This is a genomic window from Reyranella sp. (assembly GCF_965229815.1).
Lineage (GTDB): Bacteria > Pseudomonadota > Alphaproteobacteria > Reyranellales > Reyranellaceae > Reyranella.
Genome location: NZ_CBDDJN010000002.1, coordinates 1,135,199 through 1,161,466, shown reverse-complemented (window position 1 = coordinate 1,161,466; position 26,268 = coordinate 1,135,199). Strand labels below are relative to the sequence as shown.

Below are 26,268 nucleotides of genomic sequence, written 5' to 3'. Positions count from 1 at the left end.
AGCGGGAAGCCGCCGCAACGTCTTTAGCGACCGATGAGCAGCGCCGCCACCACGAGGAAGACGACCTCGGCCTTCTGCTGCACGGCGCCCAGCGTGTCGCCGGTGTAGCCGCCGATGCGGTCCGCGATCCAGCGCGAGGCGAACCAGGCGGCGGCCATGGCGGCGAGCGGCGCCAGCAGGGCCGCGAAGAAGCCCTTGCCGAGCAGCAGCAGGAAGGCGAGGCCGGCGCCGATCGCGACGGTCAGCCAAACGTCGTTGTCGGTCGGCTTGCCCACCATCGCGCCCAGCCCGTCGGCATGCACCGGGGAATAGGCCAGCAGCGGATAGGCGATCACGGCGCGCGACAGGGCATGCGCGCCGATCAGCACGATGAGACCGGTGGCACTGCCGAACTGCGCCAGGGCGGCGACCTTGATCAGCACGGTGAGGGCGAGCGCCAGCACGCCGAACGTGCCGTTGCGGCTGTCGCGCATGATCTCGAGGCGGCGCGCGGGCTCGAGCGCATGCGGCCCCAGCCCGTCCGCCGTATCGGCCAGCCCGTCCTCGTGCAGGGCCCGTGTGATGACCACGCCCGCGCCGACGGCGAGCGCCGCGGCCAGCCAGCCCGGCCCCAGGCCGCGCATGAGAGCATAGACCAGGCCGGTGGCCAGCCCGATGCCGGCACCGACGACGGGCAGCACGGGCAGCACGTCGGCCAGCGGCCAGCGCGGCGGCCCGGCTTCGAGCCGGACACCGGTGAAGAACGTCGCCTGCTCCTTGAAGGCTTGCAGCCACTCGTCGAAGGAGCTCGGCCGGCTGAAGGTCGGTTCGCTGGGACTGGTCATGGTAGGGCAAATATAGGATGGTCCGCGCCCGCCATGAACGCCCGTCCTCCCGAATCATCCCCGCCCAGCTTCGACGAGATGCGCCGCATCCTGCGCGCCCTGCCCGGGCCCGACCAGGAGGCGGTCACCCGGGTGGTGGAGCGCGAGGGCCAGCTCACCAAGCCGGCCGGGGCGCTGGGCCGACTGGAGCAGATCGCCGAATGGCTGGCCGGCTGGCAGGGGCGCGCCGAGCCGCGCGTCGAGCGGCCGCGCGTCGCGGTCTTCGCCGGCACGCACGGTGTGGCGGCCCGAGGCGTCTCGGCCTATCCGCCCGAGGTGACCGGGCAGATGGTGCAGAACTTCCTGAAGGGCGGCGCCGCCATCAACCAGCTCGCGCAGGCGATCGACGCCGACCTGCGCATCTACGAGCTCGACCTCGACCATCCGACCGCCGACTTCACCCGGGGCCCGGCGATGAGCGAGACGCGCGCCGCCAATGCGATGGCCTACGGCATGATGGCGGCCGAGCCCGGCATCGACGTGCTTTGCCTCGGCGAGATGGGCATCGCCAACACCACGACGGCGGCCACCCTCTGCGCCGCGCTGTTCGGCGGCAGCGGCGCCGACTGGGCCGGTCCCGGCACCGGCGTGCGCGGCCCGGCGCTGGAGCGCAAGATCGCGGTCATCGACGAAGCGCTGGCCTTCCACCGGCCGCTGATCGAGCAGCGCGATCCGCTGGCGCTGCTCGCGGCGGTGGGCGGCGAGGAGTTCGCCGCCATCGCCGGCGCCGTCCTGGCCGCCCGCATGGGCCGCATCCCGGTGCTGCTCGACGGCTATGCCTGCACCGCCGCGGCAGCGGTGCTCTTCGCGCTCGACCGCCGGGCGCTGGCGCACTGCCTGGTGGCGCACCGCTCGGCCGAGCCCGGCCATGCCCGTCTCCTCGAGGCGATCGGCCACAAGCCGCTGCTCGATCTCGACATGCGCCTGGGCGAGGCTTCGGCGGCGGCGCTCGCCGTGCCGCTGCTCAAGGCGGCGGCCGCCTGCCACAACGGCATGGCGACCTTCGCCGATGCCGGCGTCAGCAGGCGCGCGCCGGGCTGAGCGCCATGATGGCCGGCACCCCGCCGCGATCCACGGACCGCATGCTGGTCGGCCTGATCGGCCGGGACATCGGCGGCTCGCTGTCGCCGGCGCTTCACGAGGACGCGTTCGCCGTCGTCGGCATGGCCGGCCACTACCATCTGATGGATGCAGCCGTGCTCGGCCGCGGACTTGAGGAGCTTCTGGCGGCGGCGCGCACGGCCGGCTTCGGCGGCGTCAATGTCACCTTCCCGTTCAAGGAGAGGGTGATCGCCCTGCTCGACTCGGTGTCGCCGGAGGCCGCCGAGATCGGTGCCGTGAACACGGTGACGATCGACCGCGACGGCCGCACCTGCGGCTACAACACCGACCGCCTCGGTTTCCGCGGCGCCTTCCGCCAGCGGTTCGGGCCGGACGCAGCGCAGGGCCGTCGCGCGCTTCTGGTGGGCGCCGGCGGCGCCGGCCGCGCCGTCGCCTTCGCCCTGATGGATCTCGGCGTCGCCGCACTCGCCCTCCACGACGTGGACGGCCCGCGCGCCGAGCGCCTGTGCGCCGACCTCTCGCGCACGGCCGGAAGCGGACGCTGCCGTCCGGTCGAAGATCCGGCTTCCCTCCTCGGCGAGGCCGACATCGTGGTGAACGCAACGCCCATCGGCATGACCGGACACGAGGGCCTGCCCATGCCGACCGCCGGGCTGGCGGCGCGCCACGTCGTGGCCGATGTCATCTATTCGCCGCTCGAGACGGCGTTCCTGGCCGCAGCCCGTGCGACCGGTGCCCGCACGATGGGCGGCGCCGGCATGTGCGTGCACCAGGCTGCCGAGGCGTTCCGGCTGTTCACCGGTCGCGACGCCGACCTCGCGCGCATGGAGGAGACATTCGCCGCCGCAGCGCGACGGCGCGATCGCGCGGCTTAGGCTAGGCCGTCACCTCGATCACGCCCGCCCGGTCGGCGGCAACGATGCTGCCGATCACGGCGGCGGCCGGCGTACCGCGCCGGCGAAGGTCGGCCACCAGCGCATCGACCTTTTCCGGCGCCACCGCGATCAAGAGGCCGCCCGAGGTCTGGGCGTCGGCCAGCAGCAGGCGCTGCGGCTCGGCGAGGCTGTCGGCGAAGCGGGCCTGAGGCGCGGCGTATTCGAGGTTGCGCTTGGTGCCGCCGGGACAGAGCCCGTCCTTCAGGAAGCCGGTGACGCGCTCGAAGACCGGGACGGCAGCGTAGGAGAGCCGGGCGCCGATCGCGGTGCCGGCCGCGGTCGAGGAGGCGCGCAGCATGTTGCCGAGATGGCCGAGCAGGCCGAACCCGGTGATGTCCGTGGCGGCCGCGGCGCCCGCCGTGGTCATCGCCTCGGCGGCATGGCGGTTCAGGGTCGTCATCGAGGCGATGGCAGCGGCGAGCGCGCGCTCGGGCGCGGCATTGCGCTTCACGGCGGTCGTCAGCACACCAGTGCCGATCGGCTTGGTCAGCACCAGCACATCGCCCGGGCGTGCGCCGGCATTCGACACGACCTTGCGCGGATCGATCGTGCCGGTGACGAAGAGGCCGAACTTGGGCTCCTCGTCGACGATCGAATGGCCGCCGGAGATGGCGATGCCGGCCTCGGCGCAGATCGCGGCCGCGCCATCCAGCACGCGGCGCAGCGAGCCGGTGCCCAAGGTGTCGACCGGCCAGGCGACGAAGCTCAGCGCGTTCAGCGGCGTGCCGCCCATGGCGTAGATGTCGGACAGCGCGTTGGTGGCGGCGATGCGGCCGAAATCGTAGGGGTCGTCAACGATCGGCGGGAAGATGTCGACCGTCTCGACCAGCGCGAGGTCGTCGCGCAGCTTGATGACCGCGGCATCGTCGGACGTGTCGTGGCCGACCAGCACGCGTGGATCGGAAGCCACCGGCAGGCCGGCCAGCGCCTGGTGAAGGTCGGCCTGGCTGATCTTGGCGGCGCAGCCGGCGAAGCGCGCGAGCTCGGTGAGGCGCGGCGCGGCGCTTTCGGCAGGGGCCGGCTTGGCCGGGGGCGTGGCGACGGTCATGGCGTATCTCCGGTGCGCAGGAAGCGGCGATGTTCGTCCCGTCGCGCCAGCGACGCAATCGCCACCCGGCCCTTGACGGAATTGATAATAATACTTAATTGCGTCTTATGACCATGGCACCCCTGCGCGACGCCCCCTCTCCCCCGTCTCCCGGTGCCGGACGAAGCGCCCTCGAGCAGTTGCTCGAGCGCCAGTCGGTCGGCCTGCTGGTCGAGCCCGCCCCGGACGACGCGGCGCTCGACCTCATCCTCGATGCCGGGCTGCGGGCTCCGGACCATGGCCGCCTTCGGCCGTGGCGCTTCGTGCTGATCCGCGGCGCCGAGCGTGCCGCCTGGGCCGACCGGCTGGCCGACGCGGCGCGGGCGCGCGATCCCGAGAAGGGCCAGCTGCTGGCCGAGCGCTATCGCGCCTGGGTGTGGCGCACACCGCTGATCATCGCCCTCGGCGCGGAGATCCGGCGCGACCACAAAGTGCCGGAGATCGAGCAGCTCCTGTCGGTCGGCGCCGCCGCCATGAACATGCTGAACGCCATCCACCTGCTGGGCTACGGCGGCATGTGGGTGACCGGGCCCAACAGCTACGACCCGGTCCTCACCGAGGCGCTGGGCTTCACGGCGCCCAGCCGGCTGGTCGGCTTCCTCGCGGTCGGCACGCCCAAGGCGGTGACGCGCGTCGAGCGGCCGTCGCGCGCCGAGCATGTGCGCGACTGGCATGGACCCGACGGGCGCGTCTGACCCGTCTACTTCTTCGCGCCCGGCAGGAAATCGTCGAGCGGCACGCCGAGGCTGTTGAGCGCCCACGAGACGAGATTGTACTGGCCGACCGTGAAGACGGCGTCCATGAGCTGCTCCGTCGAGTAGCTCTTCGACATCGTCTCCCAGGTCGCGTCGGAGACGACCGAGTTCTCGAACAGGTCGTCGGCGACCTGCAGCAGCGCCGCCTCCTTGGCGCTCCAGCCCTTGGCCTTCGGACCTTCCTTGAGGCGCGCGATATCCTCCTCGCTGATGCCGCCGCGGCGGGCGATCTGCTCGTGCTGGGCGAACTCGTACTCGGCCTGGTTCAGCCAGCCGATGCGCAGGATCAGGAGCTCGCGGTCGCGGAACGGCAGAGTCTGCTTGCTGAGGATGTGGCCGGCGAACGGCGTCCAGCGCTTCAGCAGGGCCGGATGATGGGCCAGCACCTTGAAGATGTTGAACACCTGGCCGTTCATGGCGTTCTTCTCGACCGTCGCGCGGTCCTCCGCCGTCATGGTCGACAGGTCGCGCAGGGGAACGCGCTGCTTTCGCTTGATCACGGTGATTCTCCTCGAGGCCGGACGCCGCCAATCTAGCGTGTCGGCGCAGCGCGGCGACCCCTCTCTTCTGCAGAACGGCTTCAGCGCCGCCGCTGCGGCCAGAGGTCGAGGACGACGGCCATCAGCACGACGGTACCGCCGACGCAGGTCATGACCGGAGGAACCTCGCCCACCACCAGCCATACGAGGGCCGGCGCGAGCGGCGTCTCGATCGCGCCGATCAGGGCGGAACGCGTGGCCGAGACGAGACGCGTGCCGAGTGTGAGCAGCATGAGGCCGAGCCCGAACTGGACGCCGAAGAGTGCGAGCAGCAGCAGGACCGGTCCCGAGGGCGAGGCGGGCACCGCGACCGGCCAGACGAGCAGTGCGCAGGCGAAGGCCGACAGCGCGGCCGCCGGCAGCATGCAGACGTCGCGGCGATGGCGGATCATCACCATCATGGCTGCGATCAGCAGAGTCATGGCGAGGGCCAGCAGGTCGCCCGTCAGGCGGTCGCGGTCCACCGGAGCGGCGCCATTGACCATCGGCAGCATCATCAGCGCCACGCCCAGCAGCGCCGCGAGGCTGGCAACCAGCGTCGCACGCCGCTCGCGCATGCCGGTCCAGGCCCAGGCCAGGGCCGCCGCCATGAAGGGCGCCGTTGCGTTGATGACTGCGACGTCGGCCACCGGGGAAAGCCGCAGGGCGTTGATGAAGCAGATGGTGGCGAGCGCCGAGCAGGCCGCCGCCGCAAGGCCGGTTCGCCCGATCCGCCGCATCGTCGTCCCGGCGCCGGCGCCGTCGCGCAGCAGCACGAAGGCTGCAATGAACAGTCCACCGAACACGCCGCGCCAGAACAGCAGGGTCCAGACGTCGGTCTCGACCAGACGCGTGAAAAGTCCCGCGGTACTGAAGGCGAAAGCCGACGCCAGGACCAGCGCCGCGCCCTGCGCCGCGCTTCTGTCGGCCGCGGTGCCGGATGCCGCGCGTCGATCGATCCCTGTCATGCCGGAGACCCTAGCGGTGGCCTCCTGACAACGTTATGTCAGGAGCATGCGCCGTGCCGATCGCCTGTTCGATGTCATCCAGGTCCTGCGGACCGCGCGTAGGCCCGTCACCGCGGCGACGCTGGCCGCGGAGCTGGAGGTGACGGTGCGCACGATCTATCGCGACGTCGCGACCCTGCAGGCCCGCCGCGTGCCGATCGAAGGCGCGCCGGGCCTGGGCTACGTGCTGCGCAAGGGCTTCGACCTGCCGCCGCTGATGTTCTCCATCGACGAGGTCGAAGCGATCGCCGTCGGCGCGCGCATGGTGAAGCGTCTGCGCGATCCCGAGCTGCAGCGCGCGGCCGGCCGCGTCCTCGACAAGCTCACCGTCGTCCTGCCCGAGACGCTGCGCACCCACATGATCGACGCGCCCATCTTCGTGTCGCCCGGCGATGCGGTGGCGCCGCGCGGCATCGACCCGGCGCATCTGCGCGCCGCCATCCGCGACCGCCGCAAGATCCGCCTGACCTATGTCGACGAGAAGGGAAGACGCACGCGACGGACGATCTGGCCGCTGGCCATGGCTTACTATGTCGACGTCAGCCTGGTCGGCGCCTGGTGCGAGCTGCGACGCGACCTGCGCAACTTCCGGCTGGAGCGGATTGCCGCAGCCCGCGTACTGGCGGCCCGCTTCGAGGACGACGAGGGAAGGCTACTGGAGGCGTGGCAAGCGTTGCGTCACGACCACGCGGCGCCGCGACCCTGACCCGGGCGGAGAGAAAGGGCCTGGCCGTGATCGCTGTCGAGACGTGCCGCCGCCAGCCGCGCGAGACCGGGCTTGGCGAACGCGGCACCGTCGAGGGAGAGGAACGGCGGCGCCACGGCATGGAAGCGAAACGCATCGCCTTCCTTCAGCACCACTCCGGCGAGCCGACCCCACACTTCGACCAGGAAGGGATCGTTCTGGTTGGGAAACGAGGACGGCTGAATCATGGGCTGCTCTCCCGGCTCGAACCGACATGGTCACGATCCGCTGATTCGACAACCGTGGATGCTGTCGAATCGACCGACCTCGAAAGCAAATCCCGTCGGTAGGGCACCAATATGGCGAAGACGATTCTTTCCGTGCTGGCAAAGCGCCGGGCATGACGGGACAATGACGACGCCATGTCATTCCGTCTGACTCGTGCGGGCTTCCTGCGAACGGCTGCGGCGCTGGGCATCACAGCATGGCCACAGGCCGAGGCGCAGGCGCGCGGCGAGGACCTGTTCGAGGTCACCGACAGCGAGACCGCGACGATCGACGGCCGGCACTGGGACACGCCGATCGCGGGCGGCCACACCGTCGACGCCGTGCACCGTTCGGTGCTGCTGCGCTTCCCCGGCGCCGCCGACGATGTCGCGCTGCTGCTGCGCAAGGGCCGGCTGCTCACCAAGGCCGAGCTGGTGCTGCAATACTCCGGCTACGAGATCGTGCCCGAGGGCTATACCTGCCGCGACCAGCTCGGCCGGCCGCTATGGACCGCCGATCCGCCGACCTGGCATGTCGAGGCCATGCCGCTGCGCGTGCCGTGGATCGCCGATCCCGATCTCGGGCCGACATTCAACGCCGCCGCCAACGGCCGACGCTACTGGGCGCGCTACGGCGCCACCGATCCGGAGCGCGACCGGCATGACGGCCTGCTGACGCCACAGGAACTGTCGCTCACGCGCAGCGAAGCGCGCTTCGACATCACGCCGCTGCTGGCCGGCGACGTGCTGGCGCGCGAGGCGGGCGGCCGCCTGCTGGCGCTCGACCAGTGCGGCTTCCTGCTGCGCAAGGTCGAGACCTACGATTCACGCTACCGCCAGCCGGGCGACGCCTACGAATGGGCGATGCCGACGGGCGGTCACGGCTTGCACTTCGCGCGGCCGCGGCTGCTGCTCTCCATGCGGCCCCTGGCCGGCGGACGATCCGTCGCCGTCGCCCTGCCGCCGCGACCGAGCCGCCGGCAGCTCACCGAGGCCGACGGCTCGCGGCCGACCGCGGTGCTGCCGTCGCCGGCAGAGGTCGTCGAGCGGGCCGTGCGCGCGCTGGCCGGCGGCCTCCAGGGCCGGACGGACTGGCAGCATGCGCGCATCGCCGAGCTGCATCGCGTCGGTGGCGGCCGGATCAGCAGCTGGGCTGCCGTCGAGGGCGAGGCCGGATACAAGGCCTACCGCGAGCGGCTGGCCCAGCTCCTGGCCTTGCCGCCGCGCTACTGGCAGGGCTGGGACATCGCCGACGACCTCCTGGTCTGGCATCTGTTCCGCGATCTCCTGCCCGCGCCGGTGCAGGACCACATGCGCAACTACTGGCGCGCCTGGCTCCAGCCCGACCTGCCGACCTCCGCCTTCGTGCATCCGCAGAGCCGCGACGCCATCGACTACTGGCGGCGCAACCGCGACTGGCGCGGTCGCGCCTCGTTCTTCCGCGACGGCTACAACTTCGCGATCAGCACGCAGAACTTCAACCACACGGCCGCCATGGGCGCCCTGCTGGGCGGCGCCATGGTCGACGGCGCCTATCCGATGGGCGACGGAAGGCACGGGCTCGAGAACCTGCCGCTGCGCTTCTGGGCCTTCCACGACGGTTCGACGCAGGAGATGCTCGACCCCTATTACCTGTCGATCACGCTCAGCGGCCAGAAGATGTTCGCCGACTTCGCGCCCGAACCGATCGACCGGCTGATGGGCCGCATCCTGGTGGACCGCACGGTCGAGATGCTGGTGAGCGTGCACCATCCGCGCCTGCGCCGCTTCGTGTCCTCGTCGGGGCGCGCGCGCCTGCCCGGCATCCTGGTCGAGCAGGACGGCATCTACGGCGTGCTGCACACGCTGTCGCGCAACGGTGTCGTCAACTATCTCGACCAGCCCGCCGACGCGAAGGCGCACGACATGCCGGTCTGGGGCTACGATTTTCCGCCCGGCCGCGTCGCCATGCAGAGCCTCGCCGCACCCTGGGCGCCGGACTGGGTGGGCGGCCTGATCGACGACAAGCCGCTGCCGGCCGAGGAGACCTCGACCGAGACGGTGCGCGGCAACTTCAAGCCGCCGCTGTGGCGGCGCGCCTGGCTCGGCGCCTGGCATGGCCTCGCCAGCACCGACATCCGCGGCCGCACGGTCGACGTGATGGCGCAATGGGTGCGCGAGCCGCGGCCGGCGACGCGCATGGAAGATCTCGGCACGCTCACCGTGCAGTACGTCGCCAACGGCCCCGACCTCACGACCACGCAAGGCGGCGTCGCACGGCCGGCCGGCATCCCCCTCACCTTCCAGAGCCGCAACCGCGCCATCATCTTCGCCAAGCCGCACTCCAGCCGCGAGCGGCTGATGGCGGCGGTGGGCGATGCCGACGTGTCGCGACTCGCCACCGTCGTCGGCCTGTGGAACTTCGCCGGGGCGCGGACCTGGAAGCTGTATGCCGACGGAAAGCGAATCGACTCCTTCCCGGCTCGCCTGAAGGCCGGGCAACGCATCCTGCTGCACGACGGCGTGACCTACCTCGCGATCCTGCCGCTGCCGGCCGCCGATCTCGGACGCGACGCCGAGATCGAGATCGCCCCCGGCGTCGCCGGCACCGCCGAGCCCAACGCCGCCAAGGTCGCGCCGGCCCTCACCGTCTCGCTGTTCAACTTCCGGCGCGACCGGCCGGTGGCGGCGCGCCGGCTCGACCTGCGGGCCGCGACGACCCGCACCTATGGCGGCCTCGTGCTGGAGATGGGCGACGTCGAGCAGCACGGCAGCTTCGAGGCCTTCGCCCGCCACATCGACGCCGCGACGCTCGAGACGAGCTGGGACGAGGACAAGCGGCAGCTCTCGGTCGCCTATCGCAGCGGCGGCGACCTGATGGAAGCGGGCTTCGGAACCGATTTCGGCCAGCCCGGCGAGTTCGACCATTTCCCCATCGATCCCGGCGCGCAGGAGAAAGCGATTCCCTGGCGGCGGCTGAACGGCGACTGGCCGTACCTGCCGCCGGGGCTGGAGCGCGACACCGGCTGGGCGCAGCAGGGCACCGGCGGACGGCTGGAGAAGAACGGCGCCGTGCTGGTCACCGAGCCCGGCCGCAAGGCCTATCTGCTGGCCGACCCGCTGAGCGGCGCCGTCGTCGGCTACAATCCGCTGCCCGACCCGCAGTCCTTCACTCTGTCGGCTTCCGACGGCATGCGCCTCGTCGCCGACGGCAAGGTCGGGCTGTTGCGCGTCGAGTACCGGCCGAAGGAGCGCCGCTTCGAGATCACGCACCAGCCCAAGCCCGGCCAGGACGGCGCCGACATGGCGCGCAGCTTCATCCTCTCGGGACTTGCGGCGCCGCCGGACGTGCGTCTCAATGGACGGCCAGTCGCGGTCCGGACCGCGGGACAGGACTTCCAGGTCCCCTCGACATGAGCCATGACCTCACGCGCGCCGGCCTGCTCGGCCTCGCCGCCGCCACCGTCGCGGCGGGCATGGCCGGACACGACGCGCGCGCCCAGAGCGGAGCCCGCATGCACCAGCGAAAGATCGCTTCCAGCGGCGAGATGCTGCCGGTCGTCGGCTGCGGCACCTGGCGCACCTTCGACGTCGGCCGCCAGCCGCAGGACCGCGCGCCGCTCGCCGAGGTGCTGGCAGTCCTGTTCGCCGCGGGCGGCTCGGTGATCGACAGCTCGCCGATGTACGGCGCCTCCGAAGGCGTGGTCGGCGACCTGCTGGCCGCCGCCGGCACGCGCGACAAGGCCTTCCTGGCAACCAAGGTCTGGACCTCGGGCCGCGACGCCGGCATCGCCCAGATGAAGAAGTCGATGGCGCTGCTGCGCACCGACCGCATCGACCTGATGCAGGTCCACAACCTGGTCGACTGGCGCACCCATCTGCCGACCCTGCGCGCCTGGAAGGCCGAGGGACGCATCCGCTATCTCGGCATCACGCACTACACCGACTCCGCGCACGACGAGCTCGAGCGGGTGCTGCGCGCCGAGACCTGGGACTTCGTGCAGCTCGACTATGCGCTCGACGACCGCGCCGTCGAGCGGCGCCTGCTGCCGCTGGCCGCCGAGCGCGGCGTCGCGGTGATCGTGAACCAGCCGTTCGGCGGCGGCGGCCTGCTGCGCCGGCTGCTGCCGCGGCCCCTGCCCGCCTGGGCGGCCGAGATCGGGGCGACGAGCTGGGCGCAGATCCTGCTGAAGTTCGTGCTCGCCCATCCCGCCGTCACCTGCGTCATCCCCGGCACCGGCAAGCCCCAGCACATGCGCGACAACGTCCAGGCCGGCCTCGGCCCCTACCCCGACGCCGCGCTGCTCAAGCGCATGGTCGCGGAGGTCGGCGGTTAAGCCGAAAGGTCCCTCGCTGCGCTCGGGATGACAGAGGGTCCCGCCTCACACTTCGGTGTCATCCCGAGCGCAGCGAGGGACCTTTGAGTGGACCAACGTCCGATATATCCATCCATGTCGGGTTCGATGCTTCGACCAGCGCGTCCTTCTTCGATCGCCGCCAACCTTTGATCTGCTTCTCGCGCGCGATGGCGTCCTCCACGTGCTGGAATTCCTCGACGTGAACCAACGTGGCCAGCCGGTACTTGCGGGTGAAAGCGCTGCCCCTTCCATCGCGATGATCGGCGAGTCGCTTCTCAACATCGTTCGTCACGCCGACATACATCACGTTCCGTTTGATGTTGGTCAGGACGTAGACGTAGTAGGCGCGCATCGCGAAAGCCTGAAGCGTCGAAGCGACTTTTCTGTGGCTTCAAAGGTCCCTCGCTGCGCTCGGGATGACAAAATCTCTCGCCTCACCACCCTCAGTCATCCCGAGCGCAGCGAGGGACCTTTCAGAACGCCAGGGTCATCTGCGGCTGGGTGGCCTGCGCGCCGTCGGGTTCGAGATTGTGCAGGGAGACGCCGAGCAGGCGGACGCGTTTCTCCAGAGGGAAGATCGAGCGGACGAGGTCGACGCTGGTGCGTTCCAGCATCTCGCGGCTGGCGACCGGCGCGGCGAGCGTGCGGCTGCGGGTCACGATCTGGAAGTCGGCGTACTTGATCTTCACCGTCACGGTGCGGCCGCGCGTGCCGGTGCGCTCGCACCACGACCAGACATCGTCGAGCACCGAGGCGACGCCGCGCTCGATCTCGTCCGGCCGGGCGAGATCCTCCATGAAGGTCGTCTCCGAGCCGACCGACTTGCGCGGCCGGTCGGGCACCACCGCACGATCGTCCTGGCCGCGGGCGATGCGATGGTACCAGGTGCCGGCCTTGCCGAAGGTCTGCTCGAGGAAGTCCAGCGACTGGGCCTTGAGATCGGCCCCGGTATGGATGCCCAGACCCTTCATCTTCTCGGCGGTCTTCGGCCCGATGCCGTGGAACTTCGCCACCGACAGGGTCTCGACGAAGGCCGGCCCCTTCTCCGGCGGGATCACCGTCTGGCCGTTGGGCTTGCGATGGTCCGACGCGATCTTGGCCAGGAACTTGTTGTAGGAGATGCCGGCCGAGGCGGTGAGCCCGGTGCGCTCCAGGATGCGGGCGCGGATCTCGCGGGCGATGTCGCTGGCCAGCGGCATGTTCCTGAGGTTGGTCGTGACGTCGAGATAGGCCTCGTCGAGCGACAGCGGCTCGACCAGCGGCGTGTACTCGAGGAAGATCTCGCGAATCTGGCGCGACACGTCCCGGTAGACGTCGAAGCGCGGCTTCACGAACACCAGCTCGGCGCACAGCCGCCGCGCCGTGGCCGAGGGCATGGCCGAGCGCACGCCGAAGCGGCGCGCCTCGTAGGACGCCGCCGCCACCACGCCGCGCAGACGGCCGCCGACGGCCACCGGCCGGCCGCGCAGCGCGGGATCGTCGCGCTGCTCCACGGACGCGAAGAAGGCATCCATGTCGACATGGATGATCTTGCGGATCGTCGGTTCGCCCATCGCGGCCCGATTATACGATCAGGCGCGGCGTCGGACCGTCACCAGATCTTCCACCACGGCTTCTGCGGCTCGAGGCTGGCGGCGGTGGGCACGGCCGGCTGCGGCCGCTGGTCGATGCCGCCGATCGGCGTCGGCGCCGGCAGGTCGCTCGCCTGCCAGCCGCCGCCCAGCGCCAGCACCAGGTTCGCGCTGGCGGTCAGCCGGCTCAGCCGCACGGTGAGCAGCCCCTGCTCGGCCGACAGGGCCGCCGCCTGGGTCTGCACCACGGTCGTGTAGGGCACGGTTCCCAGCCGGTACTGGTTCAGCGACAGGCGCTCGGCGTCGCGGGCGGCCGCGACGGCGGCGCGCTGGACCTTCTCCTGCTGCTCGAGCACGCGCTGCTGCACCAGCGCGTCCTCGACCTGCTGGAAGGCGATCAGGATGGTCTGGCGATAGAAGGCGACCTGCGCGTCGTAGCGGGCGCGCGCGCCCTCGACCTGGGCCTTCAGGGCGCCGCCGTCGATCAGGGTGGCCGACAGGGCGGGGCCGACCGACCACACCGCGTTGCTGAGCGTGGCGAGGGCGAGAAGGCTGCTGCCCACCATCGTGACGGCGCTGGAGAGCGAGATGTTGGGATAGTAGGCCGCCTGGGCGACGCCGATCTGGGCGTTGGCCGATGCCATCTGGCGCTCGGCCGAGGCGATGTCGGGCCGCCGCTCCAGCAGGGTCGAGGGCACGCCGGGATCGATCGTCGGGATGTCGCGCGGCGGCGGGCCCGCCTCGACCTGGAAGCCGGTCGGCGCGCGGCCGACCAGCACGGCGAGCGCGTGCTCGAACTGGGCGCGCGTGATGTTCTCGGCCACCAGCTGGGCGCGCGTCTGCTCGAGCTGGGTCTGCGCCTGGGCGAGGTCGACGCGGCTCACGATGCCGGCGTCGAGCTGGTTCTGCACGATCTCGACCGAGCGCGCGTAGGCCGCCACGGAGGCCTGGTAGACCTTGATGCGCTGCTCGGAGATGCGCATCGAGAAGTAGTTGATGGCGGCATTGGCCTGGGCCGACAGACGCGCATTGGCGAGATCGGCGGCGCTGGCCTGGGCAGCGGCGGAATCGCTCTCGATCTGGCGGCGGATGCGGCCCCACAGGTCGATCTCCCAGGACAGGCCGGGGCCGGCACTGAACTGGCTGGTCGCGCCGGGGCTGGCATTGACGATCCCGGAATCGACAGCGCGGCTGGTGCCGGTGCCACTGCCGCTGCGCGTGTAGCCGGCGTTGCCCGTGACCGTCGGATAGAGGCCGGACGCGTCCTGCCGCACCAGCGCACGCGCCTGGCGGTAGGCGGCCTCGGCCTGGAGCAGGGTCTGGTTGGAGATGTCGATCTGCGCCGCCAGCCGGTCGAGCGTCGCATCGCCGTACATGGTCCACCACGGGCCGCGGTCGACCGCGTCGCGCGGCAGGGCCGGCTGGAAGCTGGCGGCGATGCCGGTCACCGGACCGGTCGTCTCCTTGAAGGGCGAGCGCCGGCGGCTCGGCCGGCGGCGGGCGCCTGTAGTCCGGCCCGACCGTGCAGGCGCCGGCCGAGGCGGCGGCGAGGCCCGCGACGAAGAAGCGGCGGGCGAGCGTCATGCCGGCGCGACCCCGGGCGGGCGGCCGGCGCTGCCCATGGGCGCGGGCGACCAGGCTCGGACGGTCGCGGTCGCGGCGGCGAAAGCGGTCGAGGTACAGGTAGATCACCGGTGTCGTGTAAAGCGTCAGGACCTGACTCACCAGCAGGCCGCCGATGATCGAGATGCCGAGCGGCTGGCGCAGCTCGGCGCCGTCGCCGAAGCCCATGGCCAGCGGCAGGGCGCCCAGCATCGCCGCCAGGGTCGTCATCAGGATCGGCCGGAAGCGCAGGACGGCCGCCTGGTGGATCGCCGTCTCCGGCGACAGGCCCTCGCGGCGCTCCCGGTCGAGCGCCACGTCGATCATCATGATGGCGTTCTTCTTCACGATGCCGATCAGCAGCAGCACGCCGATCATGGCGATGATGCTGAGCTCGACCCCGGTCACCTTGAGCGCCAGCAGGGCGCCGACGCCCGCCGACGGCAGGGTGGACAGGATCGTGAGCGGGTGGATGTAGCTCTCGTAGAGGATGCCGAGCACGATGTAGACGGCGGCCAGCGCCGCCAGCACCAGCAGGAGCTGGTTGCCCAGCGACTGCTGGAAGGCGCGCGCCGTGCCCTGGAAGGTGCCGTGGACGGTCGCCGGCAGGCCGATCTCGGGCATCGTGTCGTTCACGTAGCCCACGGCGTCGCTCAGCGTCTTGCCCGGCACGAGGTTGAAGGAGATCGTGCTGGCGACGAACAGGCCCTGGTGGTTGACCGCCAGCGGCGTGGTGCCGAAATCGTAGCGCGTGAGCTGCGACAGCGGGATCATCGTCTCCGGCGTCGTGCTCACCGCCGCGCCCCGTCGAGGCCGGAGCCGCGGCCCGAGACGGCGATCTGGTTGGTGCGCTGGTTGCGCACCGCCTGCGCCGGGTCGACGGTGGTGGACTGCGAGGACGCCGCCCCCGTGGCTGTCGCCGTCGGCGTCGTCCGAGACGACGGCGCCGGTCGCCTGGGCGCCGCTGATCGCGCCGCCCGACGTGCTGACGTAGATGTCCTTCAGCCGCTCGGGATTGCTCCAGAACTCGGGCGCGACCTCCATGACGACATGATACTGGTTGAGCGCGTTGTAGATGGTCGACACCTGGCGCTGGCCGAAGGCGTCGTAGAGCGTCGACGAGATGGCCCGCGTCGACACACCGAGCCGCGCCGCGGCGTCGCGGTCGATGGTGAGGTTGACCTGCAGGCCCTTCTGCTGCTGGTCCGAATCGACGTCGGTGATGACCGACTGGTCCTGGCGCAGCGCCTCCACCAGCTTCGGACCCCAGGTGTAGAGGTCGGCCAGCGAATCGGCCTGCAGGGTGAACTGGTACTGCGCGTTCGACTGGCGGCCGCCGACCCGGATGTCCTGGACGGCCTGCAGGAAGAGCTGGGCGCCCGGGACCTGGGCGAGCTTGGGCCGCAGCCGGGCGATCACTTGGTCGGCCGAGATCTTGCGCTCCGACAGGGGCTTCAGGGTGGCGAACACGAAGCCGGAATTGGTCGAGTAGCCGCCGGTGAACCCGGCCACGCTCTCGATCGCCGGATCCTCGCGGACGATCGCCACGAACTGGCGGAACTTCCGGCGCATGGCCTGGAACGAGATGCTCTGGTCGGCGCGGATGCCGCCGACGATGCGGCCCGTGTCCTGCTGCGGGAAGAAAGCCCTTGGGAATGGTCACGTAGAGGTCGATGTTCAGGATCACCGTCGCCAGGAACACCAGCATGGTGAGCAGCGGGTGGCGCAGCACCAGGCCCAGGCTGGCGGCATAGCCGCGCTGCAGGGCGGCGAAGCCGCGCTCGCTCCAGCGGAAGAACCGCCCCGGCGAGCGCGATTCGTGCGGCCGCAGCACGTAGGCGCACATCATCGGCGTGGTGGTGAGCGACACCACCATCGAGACCAGGATGGCGATCGAGAGCGTGACGGCGAACTCGCGGAACAGCCGGCCGACGATGCCCGACATCAGAAGGATGGGCATGAAGACGGCGATCAGCGACAGGCTCATCGAGACCACGGTGAAGCCGACCTCGCGGGCCCCCAGCAGGGCGGCGTCGATGCGCGACATGCCGGCCCTCGATGTGGCGCGACACGTTCTCGAGCACGATGATGGCGTCGTCGACCACGAAGCCCGCGGCGATCGCCATGGCCATCAGCGACAGGTTGTTCAGGCTGTAGCCCAGCAGGTACATGCCGCCGAAGGTGGCGATCAGCGACACCGGCACCGCGACCGCCGCCACCAGGCCGGCCCGCGCCGAGCGCAGGAAGGCGAAGGTCACCAGCACCACCAGGGCGATGCTGATCAGCAGCGCATGCTCGACCTCGCGCAGCGAGGCGCGGATGGTGGTCGTGCGGTCGGCCACGACGTCGAGGCTGACGTCGTTGGGCAGCGCGGCCCGCAGCTCCGGCAGCAGCGCCTTCACCGCGTCGACCGATTCGATGACGTTGGCGTTGGGCTGCAGGTAGACGATGACCAGCACCGACCGCTTGCCGTTGGCCTGCCCCTCGTTGCGGATGTTCTCCGTCGAATCCAGCACCTCGGCCACGTCCGACAGCCGGACCGGCGAGCCGTTGCGCCAGGCGATGATCAGCGGACGGTAGTCGCTGGCGGTGCGCGCCTGGTCGTTGGAATAGAGCTGGTAGCGCCGGTCGCCGTCCTCGATCGCGCCCTTGGGCGAGTTGGCGTTGGCGGCGGCCAGCGCCGCCCGCACGCTCTCCAGGCCGATCCGGTACTTGGCCAGCGAGGTCGGGTTGAGCTCGACCCGCACCGCCGGCAGCGAGCTGCCGCCCAGCGTCACCTGGCCGACGCCGTCGACCTGGCTCAGCTTCTGCTGGAGGATGTTCGAGGCCGCGTCGTAGAGGCGGCCCTGCCCCAGCGTGTCCGAGGTCACCGCCATCACCAGCGCCGGCGCGTCGGCCGGGTTGATCTTGCGGTACTGCGGGTTGCTCGGCAGGTCGCCCGGCATCTCCATGCGGGCGGCGTTGATGGCGGCCTGCACGTCGCGGGCCGCCCCGTCGATGCTGCGCGACAGGTCGAACTGCAGGGTGATGCGCGCGTTGCCGACGGTGCTCGAGGAGGTGATCTCGGTGACGCCGGCGATCGCGCCCAGCGCCCGCTCGAGCGGCGTCGTCAGGCTGGTCGCGACGGTCTCGGGCGCCGCGCCCGGCAGGCCGGCCGAGACCGAGATGGTGGGGAATTCGACCTTGGGCAGCGGCGAGACCGGCAGCTTCAGGAACGCCACCGCGCCGGCCAGCGCGAGGCCTATGGTCAGCAGCGTGGTGGCGACCGGCCGGGCGACGAAGGGCGCCGACAGGTTCACGTCAGCGGCCTCTCGCCGGCATCGCCGCGCGGCACGGCGACCGGATGGAGGGGCGCGTCGAGCGGCAGGCCGCGCAGGCGCCGGCCCAGCCGGTCGAAGGCGAGGTAGATCACCGGCGTCGTGAACAGGGTGAGGACCTGGCTGACGATCAGGCCGCCGACGATGGTGACGCCGAGCGGCGAGCGCAGCTCGGAGCCCGTGCCGGTGCCCAGCATCAGCGGCAGGGCGCCGACCATGGCGGCGACCGTGGTCATCAGGATCGGCCGGAAGCGCAGCAGGCAGGCCTGGTGGATCGCCTCGCGTGGCGACTTGCCCTCGTGACGCTCCGCGTCGAGCGCGAAGTCGATCATCATGATGGCGTTCTTCTTCACGATGCCGATCAGCAGCACGATGCCGATGATGGCCACGACGCTGAGGTCGGAGCCGGCCAGCATCAGCGCCAGCAGGGCGCCGATGCCCGCCGAGGGCAGGGTCGACAGGATCGTCACCGGGTGGATGTAGCTCTCGTAGAGCACGCCCAGCACGATGTAGACCGTCACGATGGCGGCCAGGATCAGCAGCAGCTGGCTGTCGAGCGAGCGCTGGAAGGCGAGCGCGGCGCCCTGGAAGTGCGTGGTGACCGAGGCCGGCAGGCCGATCTCGTGCTCGGCCGCGACGATGGCGTCGACCGCCTGGCCGAGCGAGGCGCCCGGCGCCAGGTTGAACGACACCGTCGTCGCCGGGAACTGGCCCAGCCGGTCGAGCCGGAGCGGCGCCGACTGCTCCTCGAAGGTGGCGACCGCCGACAGCGGCACCTGCTTGCCGCCGGAACCCGGCAGGTAGAGGTTGGACAGCGAGGCGATCGAGTTGCTCATCGACGGATCGACCTCGTAGATCACCCGGTACTGGTTCGACTGGGTGTAGACCGTCGAGACGATGCGCTGGCCGAACGCGTCGTACAGGACGTTGTCGATCGAGGCGGAGGTGATGCCGAAGCGGGCGGCGGCGTCGCGGTCGATGCGGATGAACAGCGACAGGCCCTTGGCCTGCAGGTCGGTGGTCACGTCGACGATCTCGGGAACGTGCTGCAGGCGGTCGAGGAGCCGCGGCACCCAGGTGTCGAAATCCTGGGCCCGCGCGCTCTGCAGGACGAACTGGTACTGGGTGCGGCTCACCGTCGAATCGATGGTGAGATCCTGCGCCGGCTGCATGTAGATCGAGATGCCCTGGACGCGGGCGGCGTCGCGCTGCAGCCGGCGGATGATCTGGCTGGCCGACGCCGACCGCTGGTCGCGCGGCTTCAGGTTGATCAGCATGCGGCCGGCGTTCAGGGTCGCGTTGGTGCCGTCGACGCCGATGAACGAGCTCAGGCTCTCGACGTCGGGATCGCCCAGGATCGTCTCCGCCAGCGCGTTCTGGCGCTGGGCCATGGCCGAGAAGGAGATGCTCTGCGGCGCCTCGGTCACGGCCTGGATCAGCCCCGTGTCCTGCACCGGGAAGAAGCCCTTGGGCACGAGGATGTAGAGCACGACGGTGAGCACCACCGTGGCCACGGCCACCAGCAGGGTGAGCGGCTGGTGGCGCAGGACGACCAGCAGGCAGCGATCGTAGAAGGCGATCAGCCGGCCGAACCAGCGCGCGCCCAGCGCCTCGCTCTCGGCCGGGACGGCGCCTGCGGTGGCGGGAGCGGCGGCATGGCCGTGGCCGGGCCGCTGGCGCAGGAACAGGGCGCACATCATCGGCACCAGCGACAGCGAGACCACGGCCGAGATCAGGATCGTGACCGACAGGGTCACCGCGAACTCGCTGAACAGGCGCCCGACGACGTCGCTCATGAACAGGAGCGGGATCAGGACCGCGATCAGCGACACGGTGAGCGACACGACGGTGAAGGCGATCTGCCGCGAGCCGCGCAGCGCGGCTTCCCGGGGCTTCTCGCCGCGCTCGATGTAGCGGGCGATGTTCTCGATCATGACGATGGCGTCGTCGACCACGAAGCCGGTCGCGATGGTGAGCGCCATGATCGACAGGTTGTTGAGGCTGAACCCGGCCAGATACATCACCGCCAGGGTGCCGATCAGCGACAAGGGCACCGACAGGCTGGGGATCAGGGTCGCCCGCCAGTCGCCGAGGAACAGGAAGATCACGGCGACGACCAGCACGACGGCGAAGCCGAGCTCGATCTGCACGTCGCGCACCGAGGCTCGGATCGTGACGGTGCGATCGGTCAGCACCGTTACGTCGAGCGCGCTGGGCAGCGTCGCGCGCAGCTGCGGCAGCAGCCGCTTGATGCTGTCGACGACCTCGATGACGTTGGCGCCGGGCTGGCGGCGGACGTTCAGGATGACCGCCTGGGTCGTGTTCGCCCAGGCTGCCAGCCGGTTGTTCTCCTGCCCCTCCTCCACTGTCGCCACGTCGCGCAGGCGCACCGGCGCGCCGTTGCGGTAGGCGACGATGATGTTGCGGAACGTCTCGGGGTCGGTGACCTGGTCGTTGGCGTTGATCGTGTAGGCGCGCGCCGGCCCGTCGAAATTGCCCTTGGGCGTGTTGACGTTGGCGTTGGAGATCGTGGTCCGCAGGTCGTCGATGTTGAGGCCGTAGGAGGCGAGCGCCGTCGGGTTGGCGCGGATGCGCACGCCGGGTTTCTGGCCGCCCTCCAGGCTCACCAGGCCGACGCCCGGGAGCTGCGAGATCTTCTGCGCCAGCCGCGTGTCGACATAGTCGTGGACCTTGGTCAGCGGCTCGGTCTTCGAGGTGACGGCAAGCGTCAGGACGGGAGCGTCGGCCGGGTTGATCTTGGCGTAGACCGGCGGCGAAGGAAGGTCCGAAGGCATGAGATTGCTGGCGGCGTTGATGGCCGCCTGGACCTGCTGCTCGGCGACGTCGAGGCCGAGCTTGAGGTCGAACTGCAGGACGATCGACGAGGCGCCGGCCGAGCTGGTCGACGTCATCTGGTTCAGCCCCGGCATCTGGCCGAACTGGCGCTCGAGCGGCGCCGTCACCGACGAGGTCATGACCTCGGGGCTGGCTCCGGGATAGAGCGTAAGCACGCGGATCGTCGGGTAGTCGACCTGGGGCAGCGCCGACAGCGGCAGGAACCGGTAGGCGATCAGGCCGACCATCACCAGCGCGACCATCAGGAGCGAGGTCGCGACGGGTCGTTCGATGAAGATCCGCGACGGATTCATGTCGCGGGCCGGTCTACTGGTTGGTCTGCGTGGCCCGGCCGGGGCCGCCGCTGCCGCCCGGTGCAGCCGCCCCCTCGGCATTCCGCCGCCGCCGCGGCTGGCCGTCCGGCGGCGCCGCCGCGACCGGTCCGGAGGTCGCCCGCGGGCTGGCCGAAGGACGCCGGATCTTGGCGCCCTCGCGCAGCCGGTCGGTGCCGTCGACCACGACCTCGTCGCCGGGCTGCAGGCCGGCCACGATCTGCACCTTCTCGCCGTCGGTGGCGCCCAGCTCGACGACGCGGATCGCCACCGTGTCGTCGGCCTTGACCAGATAGACGAAGATGCCGGGCTGGCCGCGCTGGATCGCCGCCACGGGCACCGTGGTCGCGTCCTTCACCGTGTCGACCAGCAGGCGGACGTTCACGAACTGGTTGGGGAACAGGGCCTCGTCGGTATTGTCGAACACGGCGCGCAGCTTGACCGTGCCGGTGGTCGCGTCGATCACGTTGTCGTGAGTGTCGAGGCGGCCGATCGCCAGCTCGTTCTTCTGCGCCCGATCGAGCACGCGCACCTCGAGGCTTGCGCCGCCCTTGAGACGGTCGCGGACCGGCGGCAGGGCATCCTCCGGGATGGTGAACAACACCGATATGGGCTGCATCTGGGTGATGACGCAGATGCCGGTGGCGTCGCCCATGGTCACGAAGTTGCCGGGATCGACCAGGCGCAGGCCAATGCGGCCGGTGATGGGCGCCACGATCCTCGTGTAGGTGACGTTCAGCTGGGCAGCGTCGACCTGGGCCTGGTCGATCACCAGGGCCGCCTCGTACTGGCGGACGAGCGACTGCTGGGTATCGAGCTGCTGGCGCGCGATCGAATCCTGCGCCACCAGCTTGCGATAGCGCTCGAGGTCGGTCTGGGCGTTCTTGAGCAGCGCCTGGTCGCGCTGCAGCTGGCCTTGCGCCTGCTGCAGGGCGACCTCGTAGGGCCGCGGATCGACCACCGCCAGCAGGTCGCCCTGCTTGACGCGCTGGCCTTCCTTGAACTCGACCTTCACCAGCTGGCCGGTGAGCTGGGTCTTCACATTGACCGTGTTGATCGGCGTCACGGTGCCGAGCGCCCGGATGACCACCGGGATCTCGCCGCGGGCCGCGGCGGCGATGCCGACAGGGGTCGCCATGTTGGCGTTGAACCGTCCGCCCGACCGGGCGGTCGGCGCAGGGCTTTTGCTGCTGGTGTGCGAAATGTACCAGCCGGCGCCCGCCACGATGGCAAGCCCCAAGCCGATCCCCAGCAGGGTTCGCAGCCTCTTCATCGCTTCACTCGTCCCAACGCGCGCCACCGATCAGCCGGAGATACGGACCGACCCGCCAAAGTGTCCCCCACGGGTCCTGACCGCGCAAGGATGGGCCGCGCCAGGATGGGCCGCGAACGGCGTCCGAAGACAACGCGCGAGGCCGCTGCAGGTCGCTGGGGCAGACCGTCGCGCCTGTCCTGTCGAAGAATCCGACTACTCGAACGGAATGTAGCGGAAATTGAACATGAACAGGTTCTCGACCGCGCTCGGCGTGCCGCCCGTGCCGTAGTAGGCGGTCCGCAGGATATTGCCGTACTGCAGCCCGGCGCGCAGCGTGCCGAAGCGGCCGCGCAGGAAGTTCCAGTTCAGCCCGACCGTCACTTCGCTGAGCATCCGGGTGTTGCCGGCGCAGTTGGCCCCGCCGGCATTGGGATTGAAGCAGCCGGTATTGTTGAAGCCCGGATTGCCGTAGCCGCCGCCTGGATAGTAGCTGGAGCCGACCCAGTTCCACCCGTAGAAGCCGTAGAGGTCGAGGACGCTCGGCACGATATGGGCGACCGCGCCGACCGTGCCCATTCCCTGCGGCAGCGTCGTCAGGCCGCCGTTGGGCGTGAAGGTCACGTCGGGCAGGCCGGCCGCCCCGTAGCGGCCGATGCCGCTGCCGTACACGAAGCTGCCCATCAGGTCGGCCCACTTGCCGGCGGGGATGAAGGCGCTGACGCCGAAGCCGCCGCCGAACGCATCGTGGTTGACGCTGGTCGTGCCGAAGGAGACCTGGTCGCGGAACCAGCGCGCGACGCCGAAGGCATCGACATGCCCGTACTTCGTGTCGAGGGCGACCTTGGCGACGATGTCGGGCGCGACGTTGACGCTGTAGACGGCCTGCGGGTTGAGGCCGCTGTTTCCGGGATAGCCGGTGTAGACGGTCTGGCCCGCCGGCACGGTGGCGGTGCCGCCGAACACGGTCTGCGGCGTGTTGGCCTCGATGCCCATCCAGAAGTTGCCGAAGCCCTTGACCGCCCGCACCATCGGCACGCGCAGGTAGTTGTAGCCGACCATGTAGTTGTGATCGATCGTCGGCGGCTGCCAGGTGCCGAACGGATCGAGCCCCTTCCTGAAGGGCGTCGCGAGCGTCCAGGCCTGGCCGGCCAGCAGGTAGGCCTGCCACGATTCGTCCTGGTACTGGCCGAAGACCTGGCGCAGGCGCGGCGTGTAGCTGTTCGACTGCACGGAGTTGGCGCCGCCCGAGCCGTTGTTGAAGTCCATCTCGCCGTAGGCCGTGAGGCGGGACTCGACGCCGACCGGAACGTCGAGCCGCAGCGCCAGGCGGGTCTGCTGGGCGCTCATGCCGTACTCGCCGCTGTTGCCCTGGGGTGTCGGTCCGTAGAAGGGGATCGTGTTGTAGCCGGTGCCGGTCCCGCGATTCTCGTTGCGGCTGCGGTAGTAGCCCGTGAGGTCGATATAGCCGCCGAGCGTGAGCTTGGCCGCGCCGAGCATGAAGGTGCCGTTGGGCTTGTCGGACTCTCGGGCCGCAGCTTGTGGCGCGGGATCGGGAGCTGTCGTGACCGGAGCCGATGCAGGCTCGGCCGGCGGGGGCACGGCGGGCGCCGTCGCGGGAGCGACGGCCGCCGTCCGCGCCGGCGGCGGGGCCGCCGCCGGCTGGCGCGCGGCCGCCCGGGTCTGCGCATCCGCTCCCTGCCGCCGCTTCTCGGCCGCCTCGAGTTGCTCGATCCGCTTCTGCAGGATCCGGATCTGATCCAGCAGCTCCTGGGTGGACGGCGCCGGCGCCTGGGCCAGGGCCGGCATCGACAGGGCCAGCGCCGCGCCCGCCACGCCAAGCGACAGGCCCGCGCGGCGGGCCAGGGTATCCAACACCATGCAACGATCCCCCTCGGACCGACTGTCCGGCCCGAGGGCTGTGGAATCGCTACGGCTCGGCGAAGCTTTATTGACAGGCCCGGCGCGGCCAGGCGCCGGGGGGTCCGTCAGGTCAGTCCGCCGCCCTGTCGGGGACGTAGAGCGCGCCGCCGCCGGCTTTGAACTTCTCGCTCATCTCGTCCATGCCCTTGCGGACATGGTCGCGGATGTCCTGGGTGATGCGCATGGAGCAGAACTTCGGCCCGCACATCGAGCAGAAGTGCGCCGTCTTGTGCGCCTCCTTCGGGAGAGTCTCGTCGTGGAACTTCTCCGCCGTCGCGGGATCCAGCGACAGGTTGAACTGGTCCTTCCAGCGGAACTCGAAGCGCGCCTTCGAGAGCGCATCGTCTCTCAGGCGCGCCGCAGGATGGCCCTTGGCGAGGTCGGCGGCGTGGGCGGCGATCTTGTAGGTGATGACGCCCACCTTCACGTCGTCGCGGTCGGGCAGGCCGAGATGCTCCTTGGGCGTGACGTAGCAGAGCATCGCCGTGCCGAACCAGCCGATCATGGCGGCGCCGATGCCCGACGTGATGTGGTCGTAGCCCGGCGCGATGTCGGTGACGAGCGGACCCAGCGTGTAGAACGGCGCCTCGCCGCATTCGCGCAGCTGCTTGTCCATGTTGGCCTTGATCTTGTGCATGGGCACGTGGCCCGGGCCCTCGATCATGACCTGGCAACCCTTGTCCCAGGCGACCTTGGTGAGCTCGCCCAGCGTCTCGAGCTCGGCGAACTGCGCGGCATCGTTGGCGTCGGCGTTGCAGCCGGGCCGCAGTCCGTCGCCCAGCGAGAACGACACGTCGTACGTCCGCATGATGTCGCAGATGTCGCCGAAATGCTCGTAGAGGAAGCTCTCGCGATGCTCGGTCAGGCACCATTGCGCCATCATCGAGCCGCCGCGGCTCACGATGCCGGTGACGCGGCTCGCGGTCAGCGGCACGTGCGCCAGCCGCACGCCGGCATGGATGGTGAAATAATCGACGCCCTGCTCGCATTGCTCGATCAACGTGTCGCGGAAGACCTCCCAGGAGAGCTTCGTGGGATCGCCGCCGACCTTCTCCAGCGCCTGGTAGATCGGCACGGTGCCGATCGGCACCGGGGAATTGCGCACGATCCATTCGCGCGTGTCGTGGATGTTGCGGCCGGTCGAGAGGTCCATGACCGTGTCGGCGCCCCAGCGGATCGCCCACACCATCTTGTCGACCTCCTCCTCCATCGAGGACGAGACCGCCGAGTTGCCGATGTTGGCGTTGATCTTCACCAGGAAGTTCCGGCCGATCGCCATCGGCTCGAGCTCGCCGTGGTTGATGTTGGCCGGGATGATGGCGCGACCCAGCGCCACCTCGTTGCGCACGAACTCCGGCGTGATGAACTCGGGCAGCGCCGCACCGAAGCTCTCGCCGTCGGCGAGACGTTCCCGGGCGAGCTCGTGCGCGACCTTGCGCCCGAGATTCTCGCGCTCGGCGACGTAGATCATCTCCTTGGTGATGACGCCGGCGCGCGCCCATTCGAACTGGGTGATCGGCTGGCCGGCGATGCCGCGCAGCGGCCGCGGCGTGTCGGGGAACGGCTGCAGCGCCGCGGCCTTCACGTTGCCGTTGTCGAGCGCCTGGATCGGCCGACCGTCATATTCCTCGACGCCGCCGCGCTCGAGCACCCACGCTCGACGTGTGCGGGCAAGACCCTTGCGCACGTCGATGACGGCATTGGGATCGGTATAGGGGCCGGTCGTGTCGTAGACGCGCACGCGCGGCTCGGACGGTGCGCTGAGCTCGATCTCGCGCAAAGGCACGCGGAGGTCGGGCGCGGAGTCGGGCGTGACATAGACCTTGCCGGAAGCCGGCAGCGGCCCGGTAGTCACCTTGGGTGTCGGGATGATGGTGTCCATGATGAGGATCTCCTTTGCGACAGGCGGACGGAGACCCGG

General features: G+C 70.3%; 18 protein-coding genes and 1 pseudogene. 6 read left to right on the top strand and 13 right to left on the bottom strand.

Translation table 11 applies throughout. From position 1 onward, the window contains the following. Positions 1–23 precede the first annotated feature (23 nt). Complete coding sequence (gene cobS, locus ACO073_RS06005; protein WP_421996244.1) at positions 24–824, bottom strand: adenosylcobinamide-GDP ribazoletransferase; 801 nt, start codon at positions 822–824, stop codon at positions 24–26. 33 nt (positions 825–857) lie between these two features. On the opposite strand from cobS, the gene cobT reads away from it, so the two are divergent. Further along, a complete protein-coding gene (gene cobT / locus ACO073_RS06000) occupies positions 858–1,904 on the top strand; it encodes a nicotinate-nucleotide--dimethylbenzimidazole phosphoribosyltransferase (RefSeq protein WP_421996243.1) in 1,047 nt (348 codons plus the stop codon). 8 nt (positions 1,905–1,912) lie between these two features. Next, positions 1,913–2,800 carry a shikimate dehydrogenase gene (locus ACO073_RS05995; RefSeq protein ID WP_421996242.1) on the top strand — a complete coding sequence of 296 codons (888 nt, stop codon included), beginning with the start codon at positions 1,913–1,915 and terminating at the stop codon, positions 2,798–2,800. Between the two features lies 1 nt (position 2,801). Here ACO073_RS05995 and selD read toward each other — a convergent pair whose 3' ends face one another. Then, positions 2,802–3,908, bottom strand: a complete 1,107-nt coding sequence (selD, locus tag ACO073_RS05990) for a selenide, water dikinase SelD (protein ID WP_421996241.1) — start codon at positions 3,906–3,908, stop codon at positions 2,802–2,804. 107 nt (positions 3,909–4,015) lie between these two features. Here selD and ACO073_RS05985 point away from each other — a divergent pair, with 107 nt between their 5' ends. Continuing rightward, complete coding sequence (locus tag ACO073_RS05985; RefSeq protein ID WP_421996240.1) at positions 4,016–4,642, top strand: nitroreductase family protein; 627 nt, start codon at positions 4,016–4,018, stop codon at positions 4,640–4,642. 5 nt (positions 4,643–4,647) lie between these two features. On the opposite strand, the gene ACO073_RS05980 is transcribed toward ACO073_RS05985, so the two are convergent. Further along, positions 4,648–5,202: a carboxymuconolactone decarboxylase family protein gene (locus ACO073_RS05980; RefSeq protein ID WP_421996239.1), complete on the bottom strand. Its 555-nt coding sequence runs from the start codon at positions 5,200–5,202 to the stop codon at positions 4,648–4,650. A gap of 80 nt (positions 5,203–5,282) precedes the next feature. Further along, positions 5,283–6,188 (bottom strand): DMT family transporter, encoded by a 906-nt coding sequence (locus ACO073_RS05975; RefSeq protein ID WP_421996238.1) that lies wholly within the window; start codon positions 6,186–6,188, stop codon positions 5,283–5,285. A 46-nt stretch (positions 6,189–6,234) separates the two neighbouring features. On the opposite strand from ACO073_RS05975, the gene ACO073_RS05970 reads away from it, so the two are divergent. After that, a complete protein-coding gene (locus ACO073_RS05970) occupies positions 6,235–6,933 on the top strand; it encodes a helix-turn-helix transcriptional regulator (RefSeq protein WP_421996237.1) in 699 nt (232 codons plus the stop codon). On the opposite strand, the gene ACO073_RS05965 is transcribed toward ACO073_RS05970, so the two are convergent. Next, positions 6,906–7,160, bottom strand: a complete 255-nt coding sequence (locus ACO073_RS05965) for a hypothetical protein (protein ID WP_421996236.1) — start codon at positions 7,158–7,160, stop codon at positions 6,906–6,908. The genes ACO073_RS05970 and ACO073_RS05965 overlap by 28 nt on opposite strands. 174 nt (positions 7,161–7,334) lie before the next feature. Here ACO073_RS05965 and ACO073_RS05960 point away from each other — a divergent pair, with 174 nt between their 5' ends. Continuing rightward, positions 7,335–10,574, top strand: coding sequence for a hypothetical protein (locus ACO073_RS05960; protein WP_421996235.1), 3,240 nt, complete (start codon positions 7,335–7,337; stop codon positions 10,572–10,574). Then, positions 10,571–11,494, top strand: coding sequence for an aldo/keto reductase (locus ACO073_RS05955; RefSeq protein WP_421996234.1), 924 nt, complete (start codon positions 10,571–10,573; stop codon positions 11,492–11,494). Before ACO073_RS05960 ends, ACO073_RS05955 begins: the two co-directional genes overlap by 4 nt. Positions 11,495–11,552: 58 nt before the next feature. Here ACO073_RS05955 and ACO073_RS05950 read toward each other — a convergent pair whose 3' ends face one another. From ACO073_RS05950 to thiC, 8 genes and pseudogenes are all read right to left on the bottom strand, one after another. Then, positions 11,553–11,867, bottom strand: a complete 315-nt coding sequence (locus ACO073_RS05950; protein WP_421996233.1) for a GIY-YIG nuclease family protein — start codon at positions 11,865–11,867, stop codon at positions 11,553–11,555. 121 nt (positions 11,868–11,988) lie between these two features. Continuing rightward, positions 11,989–13,068, bottom strand: a complete 1,080-nt coding sequence (gene dinB / locus ACO073_RS05945; protein ID WP_421996232.1) for a DNA polymerase IV — start codon at positions 13,066–13,068, stop codon at positions 11,989–11,991. A 38-nt stretch (positions 13,069–13,106) separates the two neighbouring features. Beyond that, positions 13,107–14,534 (bottom strand): efflux transporter outer membrane subunit, encoded by a 1,428-nt coding sequence (locus ACO073_RS05940; protein ID WP_421997404.1) that lies wholly within the window; start codon positions 14,532–14,534, stop codon positions 13,107–13,109. Positions 14,535–14,724: 190 nt separating this feature from the next. Beyond that, positions 14,725–17,987 (bottom strand): annotated as a pseudogene (locus ACO073_RS05935) (efflux RND transporter permease subunit); the annotation flags it as partial. Beyond that, entirely contained in the window at positions 17,984–21,154 is a 3,171-nt protein-coding gene (locus tag ACO073_RS05930) for an MdtB/MuxB family multidrug efflux RND transporter permease subunit (RefSeq protein ID WP_421996231.1), read from the bottom strand. The pseudogene ACO073_RS05935 and the gene ACO073_RS05930, both read right to left, overlap by 4 nt. Before the next feature lie 13 nt (positions 21,155–21,167). Further along, the gene (locus ACO073_RS05925; RefSeq protein ID WP_421996230.1) at positions 21,168–22,445 is read right to left on the bottom strand and encodes an MdtA/MuxA family multidrug efflux RND transporter periplasmic adaptor subunit; all 1,278 of its coding nucleotides are present in this window, start codon (positions 22,443–22,445) and stop codon (positions 21,168–21,170) included. Positions 22,446–22,640: 195 nt separating this feature from the next. Next, positions 22,641–24,305, bottom strand: a complete 1,665-nt coding sequence (locus ACO073_RS05920) for a hypothetical protein (RefSeq protein WP_421996229.1) — start codon at positions 24,303–24,305, stop codon at positions 22,641–22,643. A gap of 112 nt (positions 24,306–24,417) precedes the next feature. Next, positions 24,418–26,229, bottom strand: a complete 1,812-nt coding sequence (gene thiC / locus ACO073_RS05915; protein WP_421996228.1) for a phosphomethylpyrimidine synthase ThiC — start codon at positions 26,227–26,229, stop codon at positions 24,418–24,420. Positions 26,230–26,268 lie beyond the last annotated feature (39 nt).